We start from the raw sequence: 9039 nt of genomic DNA, 5'->3' as shown, positions 1-9039 counted from the left end.
TTCTTACGGTCCCGAGGGACGGCAATTTCAACATCACCATACTCAGATGTTAGGGTCTTACGGCTGTGCCCATTGCGGCTATTATCTGTAGTCTTATTCTTAGTATCATGTTTGGCGTATCCTAAATGCGTGTCTAATTCTGCTTCCAGCATTTCTTGCATGGTGCCTGCAAACAAATCTCGGAGTGCAGCTTGCACATCCTCTGTGGACTTCAAATTGTTTTCCTTAATAAACTTTCTGAGCTGTTCTTTTGAAACCTTAGTCACTCTTATGTCCTCCCAATCTCATACTCCCTTTTGGGGATTGGGAGTTTACACAAAATATTTTACACACTCCAGATAACTGTCCCGAGAGTGACACAAGTGTTGCCAATGAAAAGCGTATATTCATGCAGTCCATCCACCGAACGATTCTTCAGCTTATGCAGCCGTTAATTGAAGAACTATGACCACTTCATTCAATGCGGATAAGCAATAAAGCCAGTTTTTACGCCTCTAACAAAACCACAATTTTCGTAGAACTTCATCGTGCCTTCATCGGAACGTCCAGTCATAAGCATTACCTTGTAGCAATTGTTTTTCCAAGCTACATCAAGTGCTTCCGTAATTATCGCCTTTCCGTATCCTTTCAACCGATAATCGGAATGTGTTACCACATTCTCTATGATTGCGTATGGTCGACCACCTCTGGTGAGATTACGTATGATCACTAATACACATGATGAAACAAGTCTGTGGTCTTCCTCAATTATCAATATGTGCATGTTGCGATCAGCCAACATTTCTTCCCATAGGGTATAGAGATTGTCATCACGCACGAGTTCTTGCAGCCCATGTAGGTGTTTGTATAAAGCCAATAGCTCTTCGAGTTCACTCGAATCTATGTGTCTTATCGTAATGCCGTTAACCATAGCGATTTCTCCTTTTTCAGCATTTCTGCCCGAGAGTGCAGTAAAAGCCCCGAGCTATTATTGAATATTCATGTATCGGTGAGTCCTGGTCCTTCCCAGACATTTGCTCTCGATTCCTAAAGAAGCAATCATTGTTCACTCTCGTATTTGTTTTCCAGATACTCGTTGAATTTATTGATAGCAATGCTATTACAATGAGCCAACACACCGATACCAAGCCATACAAGCGACATAGCATTTACTAGTGCATAGTTGAAAGTAGCATCGGAATGATGCACATGCCCCCTGATTACATCCACCACAAACCATATATACGAGATAATCATCACTACATTCAGAACAATAGGTATCGTAGTTGGCAGAGGTATCTTAGTCACTAACCTTTCCTCCTTCCCATCAACATGTCTTTTGCAGTTTTCTGCTCCGAGAGTGACATTAGATTAGAGCGTGGATAAACGTATAATCTTGCAAGCCACGCCTACGGTTTATTAAATTCTTGCAACCGTTAATGCAGTAAATTACTCTCCGATTTGCCATTGAAACTTCTCACGAAAATCTTCGAAGCATTCCCTGCATACCCAGTAGTAATTATCCGCAGTTGTGTAACCTTCATGGAGTGTGTCTTCGGCGTCACCATCACTGAATTTGTCCCAGCAGAAGGCGCAATGGTCGTGCTCCCATTTATCGCTATATGCCTTGTACTTTCGCCGATACAAGGTTCTCCCTGACAAAAATTTGTCTTGTTCTCGCAACCGCCAATCATTGCCACCCATTGATTGTTCGTTCTCCTATCACCGAGGAACTTCTGTCGCTATTCTGCCCAATAACGCAGTAACAGTTCCAAATCATTACTGTATATTAATGTAATAGAGAGCTCGATTCCCTCTCAAACATTCGCCCACATTAGTCAACAATGAACAACAGACTACTTCGATACATGTGTGTGGTGTTGAAGTGTAAACTCGGGCTTAGTTACGTAATCCGCGTAGTTTACAGCTCCGTTAAACTTCAAATAAGCCTGATAGCGATAGCGAACACCTGGCTGTGTAATCAAATCGAGAACTTTAGCTTTCGCCACCCAACGGCTGTCGGTTGTTTCTTCAGAGAAAGATAATTCCCCACCAATAGGCTGACATACGAAATCAAATCCAACTTTGTGTAGGAACATCAGTTACGCCGTCACACCATTTATGTATCCCTGTATTCGAATAGACACCAACTAAACAGCCAACAGCAGCATCAATACCGCTTTCCTCTTTGATTTCCCGAACCAAAGCGTCCAGTAAGTTTTCCCCAACTTCCACCTGACCGCCTGGATATACCCACCCACCATCACGGGTTTTGACTAAGAGAATATTTCCTTGCCCATCTTCCACAAATCCACCTACGGCTACAATGTGCGTTGGAAAAGGCATATTATGACCCCCTATGTGACACGTTTGAATTGTAGTTCCTTTTGTTGTTGCATTATCCTGCGAGCTAGCACCACAAAAGCGAGCTACCGTGGTGAATATTTATGTGGGATTTCTCAAACAGTTCTATTTGTTCAAGAAAGGGTATATTTAAGACCCAATTTTCCTGCAAAGAACGTGCCGAGTTCTCCTAAAATCTCCGAAGCGCGATCGGGATTAAGCAGGTGATGATCTGCATCAGGGTACTCAATATACCTGTAGTCCTTGTGCAGTTCAGATAATCTGTTAACAAAATTTCTAGTTTGTTCTATGGGTACATGCACATCGTTCGCACCATGAACAATTAATAGAGGAACATGAATTTCATCTGCCCAGTGTATAGGAGACCGTCTAATATACTCATTAGGATCACAGGATGGGTTCCCCACAAGTCGGTGCAAAATTCCTTTCATGGTATCAGCCCGATTATTGTACATGTGGAGTAGGTCTGAAACTCCACACAGAACAGCGGCGGCTTTTACTTCTATCTTGTTTCTTAAAGCCAAATAGGTCATCAAGCCTCCCCGAGAGGCGCCATACATCACCGCACGGCTCACATCTACGTAGGGTAGTTCTCTGGCGACCAACATCAGATTTGTAACATCGTTAATGTCGTCTCCGCCCCATTCTTCCTGTCCTTCGCCTCCATCGTTTCCTCTATATTGAGTAGTCAATAAGACATAGCCTTGACTTGCCCAACGAGCCAATCCAGTTAGCTGTCGGGATTCTAGGAGCCCTCTGTCCTCGGCACCACCACGGTTGTAGATGATTAGTGGAGCATTTTCATGAACTGTTTTCGGTTTTATGATAAATCCAACTACCTTTAATCCATCACTATGATAATGGATGCGGAATGCCTCTGTATTCACGGTCCATTTAGTGGGTAATAACTGAACTTCTTCTTGATGGAGAATCACACTCTGACCGTTCCCCGGTGACGTCATTTGCTAACCTACCCTCCGAAAATTATACATAAACTACCCTTAAGCTGAATAAGACCAGCGTCACATAACTGCATGTTCATGCAATCGTTTGCTAGAATTGATATTACATTTAATGCCACATTAGTTATACCATATTTTCAGAATCACTTAGATGAATGGTCAAGAACCGCCTCAACAAAAATCCCCTTTGGCGTCTTTATTGCTATGGCTGTGCTATCATCGACCCCCGAATCGAAAATATCTCGGTCCCCACGGGGAAGTAATTTGAGAAAACACCTGTTTGCCGACATTTTTAACACTCTGAGATGTGACTCGGAATATACGATGGTCCCAATTTATTGAATTAAACGCCCAAGATCCTACAGTTCCTATTGCCTGAGTACGGCCACATCCTGTAACTGATGCAAATGTAATCAAGATAAATCCAGCCATCACCATACGCTTCAATTTTTCACCCCCCTGTAGTTAATTGACGGAGTATAATTCCAATTAGTTACAGTAGTTTCTTACGTCCAAGAGTGATACAACATCAGACTTAAAGCGCTGAATATTGATACACTGTTCTTGGCGCTTGGATTTCTTCAGCTCTTGCTCAGTCAGATCAGGAACCCAGAATTTCAATGAGCACTTTGATGGGATGTCGATCATTTTGGTTGATGTTGGCGGGAAGGTTATTCGGATGAAACCACTGTAGGTCTGCAGTTTCGTCCTTTTGGAACTTGATTTCACCAGAGAAATCTGTAGACGTGAAGATCACACAAGCGAGATAAACCTCATCTCCATTCGGATAACGATGAAACGTATGCCTGCCAGAGTTTAAACACAGAAAATCTAGTTTCCCAACAATAAATCCTGTCTCTTCAAATACCTCTCGGCGCGCGGTTTCTTCAAAACTTTCCCCCAATTCCATTGCACCACCTGGTACTGCCCAACAACCATTGTCTGTTCGCTGTTGAAGCAAGATTTCTCCCTGTCCATTGACGAGTATTGCTCCAGCACAAGCATTAATTATTGGTCTAGTCCCGATTTGCTTACGTAATTCCATAACGTAGCCTGCCATATATACTTCCTCCGAGTGAACCAGAATTTATGATTTCGCCCAAGAGCCGAGTAAGAATCACGGTGCCCTGACGAATGATTATGAAACCGCCCAAACTCAGATTGCTGTCGATATGCCCCGGTAGTTAAAGATTCAAATCCTTAACCTTGAACGAAAATACAAAGTTCCCATAACCTTCTTTCCAATCCACATACTTCTCGCCATATCCATTCACATATGAACACACTGGTTTGTGGGAGTAATCCCCCGTTAGCCTAAAATTCACTCGGGTCATTGGTTTTTGTAGTGTCGTTCCATGCTTCAAGAAATTCATCAATGGATTGATAGCGATTGGCTTTATCAATGTTGGTAGCTTTTAAAGCTATATGGTAAAGGTCTTCTCCAGCTTCCCATTTTTCCAATGAACGGTCATTACCGTCTCCAAATAGCTGAAATGCTGTAGCCCCCATGAGGAAAACGTTTGACCTCTCATCAATTTCAGCACCTAATTGGAATTCTTCTGGTGACATAAACCTACTTGACCCACGCATTCGTCCTACAGTATTGGTTACTGGTTTTTTGCTGTAAAATTCGATATCACAGATCATGGTTCGTTTTAAAGTGAAATCATACATAAGACAGCCATCATAAAAATCAACTGCAATATATCCACGCTTGTTAACCTGTTGGTGGAATGACAGTATATCGTTATAGATATTGAATTTCTCCACTAGCGGTAGAGCTACAAATTTATCAGAAGTTTCGTACTGCCTTCCCCAACATTCGCCTTCAAACCACTCAAAGACAGTCAGATACCCGGTTTTGGTTTCTTTGTGTTCAATTATTCCAATCAGATTGGGGTGACGTAAATCATCATAGATAGATACGGTTGATTTAAGTTGCTGTACCGCAACCTCGATACTGACATTGCTTCTTACTGTAGATGCTCCCGCTACCTTCAAAAACAACTTTCCATTTCTATTTTTGATACCGAAGCATATGTAACCTGAATCTTGTTTGTCGAATACAGTGAAAACCTGACCATATTCGGTCAAGAAATCAAAATCAAAATCTTCCTTCAGTTCGAATGATATTCCGTCAATTAGCTTCGTTATCATAGCCGACCTCACATATTCGCTCAACGTGAGATTATTGTAGCATCCACGTTGTAGGGATGAGTCTTATTGCGTTATCCTGCCCGATTGCGCAACAAGACGGATTGTACCGACACTGTATATTGATACATCAACGAAGTCACAGCCTTGCTGCGATGTGCCCCCTTTAGTGACAAAGGCCCCATCCTTATTTATAGCTATAAATTATCACTCGCTGAACATGTGTGATACCCAAAAAGCGATAAGTAACACTCGCCAATTGTGGTGTTTTAAGAGGTGGTTTTTTGTAAACCACGTCAAAATCTACCGTAATATCGGCGTGGTTTGGTATCATCAAGCCGTCTATTCGTTTTCCAGGTATCGACACATTGCTCACGCTTACACCTTTGTACTCCGACAGCTTGATATCCAGCAGTTTCACACTTTTTCCACTGGTGTTTTTCATCTTGAAGTAATACTGATGCGTCGAAGGAATCGTATTGGAGGTATATCCACTAACGTACCACTTGGACTCATTAACCCAAAATGCATTGCGTCCACTGGTATTGATGTATCTGTATCCCACAAAACAACCAACCAAGAGGATTGCGATTATAAATAAGATAGACCGTTTCGGCACCAGCACCGCCACCATTGGACTTTGCCACCTAAATAAATACTGACTTGAATTGATTGAATCGCTATTGCACTCTCCTGCTCCTTGTGCGCAATAGCATTGCAAATCCAAAACTGTATGATTATTCAGTAATCACATCGCACAATTAGGGGATTTTCGCCCCCGTTTCATGCATAGAGCCCTCTGGTCGTGTCTGGTTTGATCAAACTACTTTGCGCGGATTTCCATTGCTTCCAAATCAATCACGAATTGCCCCGGAATGAGGATATCTAAACCAATAAGCCCATTGATGTCCCAATCAATATGTCCAAAGTCCAAAGGCTTGTTCATCATTTGAAATCCCCCGAATTCGAGGTGATCGATAGTCTTTTCAAAGGCGTAATCCGTTCCGCCGACTCCAAATGACCGGTTAATGTGATCGCCGATTTCGAAGTAAATTCCGATATCATCGACCACATCGGACACGATGATGGTGTGAGCTGCACCTGTATCTATCGCCAATCGGTCAATAGTCTTACGTTTACCCTTGTTATGTTACTGATAACGAAGCAAGCAGAAGACCCTCCGAGTATTCAATTCGCACGGAATCGACCCCTCAGTCCTGGGCGTCGAAGCTCAATAAACCGAATCATTAACCGTATGGTATACGAACAGTTTGTCTTTGCACTCCATGAGAGCTTTTGTTGCCTCTTCGTCAGGAACAGTTCGTACCACTGCAACATCATCCACGAAAAGCCTATTTTCCTCAATGTGGGAAGCAAGCTCCTCCACCAGAACAAACTGGTTAGGGAATAGTTCACGAACCTCAGACCATTTCATCCTAAACCTCTCCCTCAGCATCACTGCTTCCATAAATGTACTATATATTTCACCTGCGAGGAGCAGTGAATAGGTGGACTGTTCTTCGCCTAATCTGCTCCGGAACTGACATAGGCCCTGCTCAGTAAGTCGTATACATACATGCCCGATCGTGTGTCACTATTCATTGTCAGCACCTAATGCCTGTAGTTCGTACAAATTGTTCGCTCTTTCGTTGATATCGAGGACAGCAAGTCTGATCAGGTCACTACCTTGCGTTTGGGCCTGTGCAATGATGTACTGTAATATGCGTTTCCCGTAGCCTCGTCCTTGATGTTGAGGACATACAAACATGGATCTTATATAGCCATCTCGCAAGTGACACGAGCCAATGAACTCACTTCCATCGAAAAACGTAAACAAATTCCCCCGATTTTCATTAGCCCAGCGTCGATTTCCCTCTTTATCTTCATCTTCCGGTTCCATATCGGCTTCCATGAAAAGCTGACGATATGCATCGCCGAAACCCTTTATCCATTGTTCAAATATAGAATCCTCGTATGGCCTGACGTCCAAATTGAGGTCATCGACCATTTGCACGGTTCCTCGGTACTGCATATCTGTCCATCCGTACCATCGTTGAAATCCACGATGTTCATAAAAAGCGCGATTAATGAGATTTTGAACATAAAAGGAAACCACTTTTCGAACATGTCGCTTTTCTATTTCGTTACGGGTTCGGTTCCAAAGACAAGAACCGATTTCCATTTCCTCTCTCGTTCGGATGAGTATACAGCTTGATTAAAACAGAATCATTGCCTCCATAGCTACCCCTCACACTCGAAATCCCTTTTAACGATCCGTCATCATAAACCCAAACGTCACAATTGTTTATTTCCTCTTTCACCGTTTGTTCCGGGGTCTGACCCGGCTCAAAAGGGTATCCCAATGAAACCATGTTCGTTATGGCACCTATGTCATCATTCTCAAACGAACGAATACGAGTCATTGAGACCCCCCTTACTTGCTTTCACAATCTCCGAAATAAAATAAACACCTTCTCACCCACGACAGAAACCCATACCATCACGACATTTGGTATAAATAAATTGTATCGTACATTCCTCTCTATAAAACTCTACTCTCTATCCGGATTTCTAAAAGTGGCGCTATTGCGTACTTCTGCCCACTTGTTCAATACCCACTTTACAAGAACGGCGTATCTTTATGCACCTCAAGAAAGGCGAATCGCCTTGGCCACAAGACCAAGACGACTGAATCCAGTTTACATCTTTATTTTCGCGGTTCACATCTTTATTTTTCCGTTCACAACGATATTTTCCGCAAACAGCTTTCTCAGCGCTCCCTATGACGCAAACACCCTCACAAACGCCGTATGCATCACACTTGAATAATATCGATATCAAACGCCCGTATTCGATCCAACTCCTGCTTCGCAACTTCAGCATCCGTGATGAGCACGTTCACTTCATTGAGCGAGCCCACATTCGTAAAATCGCGCACTTGAATTTTACTGTGATCCGCCAAAATGAACACCTCATCGGCGATCTCAATCATCTTCCGCTTCACCAGCGCCTGCAGCGCGTTCGACTCACTGATGCCATATTCGGTATGGATCCCTTTACAGGATAAGAACGCTTTATTTACATGAAACTGTGCAACGGATTCTTCCGCCATCGGCCCGACATACGACAACGAACTGGAGCGCAGAATTCCGCCAGTTGATATAACCTCAATTTTATCACGGGTACTCAGTTCCAAGGCAACCTTAAGCGAATTTGTCAACACGGTTAATGGCATGTTCGGCAGAACTGCCGCGACGTGCCATGCGCTGGTGCTCGCGTCCAACACAATGCGATCCCCCGACACAATATATCGCACCGCTTCACGGGCGATGGATTGCTTTTCCGATACATTTGCCATCTCGCGCTCCAGGTAAGGAACTTCCGCGTGGTCATCCTCAATTCGAACGGCCCCGCCGTGACTTCTGCGCACCTTGCCCTCGTTCTCCAAATTGTCCAAATCACGTCGCACAGTCTCTTCTGTCACATCGAAGATTTGGCTCAATTCTTTGACCCGAATACTTCCTTTTGTATTGACCAGCTGGACAATTGCTCGATGTCTTTCGACCGGTAACATATTTCA

The 9039-nt window shown here is 43.4% G+C and carries 13 protein-coding genes; all 13 read right to left on the bottom strand.

Annotation, left to right across the window (positions count from 1 at the left end):
- Positions 1 to 266: transposase (locus ACFSB2_RS19500; RefSeq protein ID WP_377944770.1), on the bottom strand; the 266-nt coding region annotated here is incomplete at its 3' end.
- 191 nt (positions 267 to 457) lie between these two features.
- Positions 458 to 910, bottom strand: coding sequence for a GNAT family N-acetyltransferase (locus ACFSB2_RS19495; RefSeq protein ID WP_377944769.1), 453 nt, complete (start codon positions 908 to 910; stop codon positions 458 to 460).
- A gap of 128 nt (positions 911 to 1038) precedes the next feature.
- Positions 1039 to 1287: a hypothetical protein gene (locus ACFSB2_RS19490; protein ID WP_377944768.1), complete on the bottom strand. Its 249-nt coding sequence runs from the start codon at positions 1285 to 1287 to the stop codon at positions 1039 to 1041.
- Positions 1288 to 2052: 765 nt separating this feature from the next.
- Entirely contained in the window at positions 2053 to 2325 is a 273-nt protein-coding gene (locus ACFSB2_RS19485) for an NUDIX hydrolase (RefSeq protein ID WP_377944767.1), read from the bottom strand.
- Positions 2326 to 2456: 131 nt separating this feature from the next.
- Positions 2457 to 3278 (bottom strand): alpha/beta hydrolase family protein, encoded by an 822-nt coding sequence (locus ACFSB2_RS19480; RefSeq protein WP_377944766.1) that lies wholly within the window; start codon positions 3276 to 3278, stop codon positions 2457 to 2459.
- Positions 3279 to 3906: 628 nt separating this feature from the next.
- A complete protein-coding gene (locus ACFSB2_RS19475) occupies positions 3907 to 4365 on the bottom strand; it encodes an NUDIX hydrolase (RefSeq protein WP_377944765.1) in 459 nt (152 codons plus the stop codon).
- A gap of 254 nt (positions 4366 to 4619) precedes the next feature.
- Positions 4620 to 5462: a serine/threonine protein kinase gene (locus ACFSB2_RS19470; RefSeq protein WP_377944764.1), complete on the bottom strand. Its 843-nt coding sequence runs from the start codon at positions 5460 to 5462 to the stop codon at positions 4620 to 4622.
- A 184-nt stretch (positions 5463 to 5646) separates the two neighbouring features.
- Positions 5647 to 6093, bottom strand: a complete 447-nt coding sequence (locus ACFSB2_RS19465; protein ID WP_377944763.1) for a hypothetical protein — start codon at positions 6091 to 6093, stop codon at positions 5647 to 5649.
- 189 nt (positions 6094 to 6282) lie between these two features.
- Positions 6283 to 6576: an aspartyl protease family protein gene (locus ACFSB2_RS19460; protein WP_377944762.1), complete on the bottom strand. Its 294-nt coding sequence runs from the start codon at positions 6574 to 6576 to the stop codon at positions 6283 to 6285.
- Positions 6577 to 6690: 114 nt separating this feature from the next.
- The gene (locus tag ACFSB2_RS19455; protein ID WP_377944761.1) at positions 6691 to 6894 is read right to left on the bottom strand and encodes a hypothetical protein; all 204 of its coding nucleotides are present in this window, start codon (positions 6892 to 6894) and stop codon (positions 6691 to 6693) included.
- A 159-nt stretch (positions 6895 to 7053) separates the two neighbouring features.
- Positions 7054 to 7491 (bottom strand): GNAT family N-acetyltransferase, encoded by a 438-nt coding sequence (locus ACFSB2_RS19450; protein WP_377944760.1) that lies wholly within the window; start codon positions 7489 to 7491, stop codon positions 7054 to 7056.
- A gap of 112 nt (positions 7492 to 7603) precedes the next feature.
- Positions 7604 to 7882, bottom strand: coding sequence for a hypothetical protein (locus tag ACFSB2_RS19445; protein ID WP_377944759.1), 279 nt, complete (start codon positions 7880 to 7882; stop codon positions 7604 to 7606).
- 392 nt (positions 7883 to 8274) lie between these two features.
- On the bottom strand, positions 8275 to 9033 hold the full coding sequence (locus ACFSB2_RS19440) for a DeoR/GlpR family DNA-binding transcription regulator (protein WP_377944758.1): 759 nt from the start codon (positions 9031 to 9033) through the stop codon (positions 8275 to 8277).
- Positions 9034 to 9039 lie beyond the last annotated feature (6 nt).

Origin of the sequence: Alicyclobacillus fodiniaquatilis, from assembly GCF_042678105.1 — a bacterium.
Lineage (GTDB): Bacteria > Bacillota > Bacilli > Alicyclobacillales > Alicyclobacillaceae > Alicyclobacillus > Alicyclobacillus fodiniaquatilis.
The sequence above is the reverse complement of the archived record's forward strand: the minus strand, read 5'-3'. Positions and strand labels throughout refer to the sequence as shown.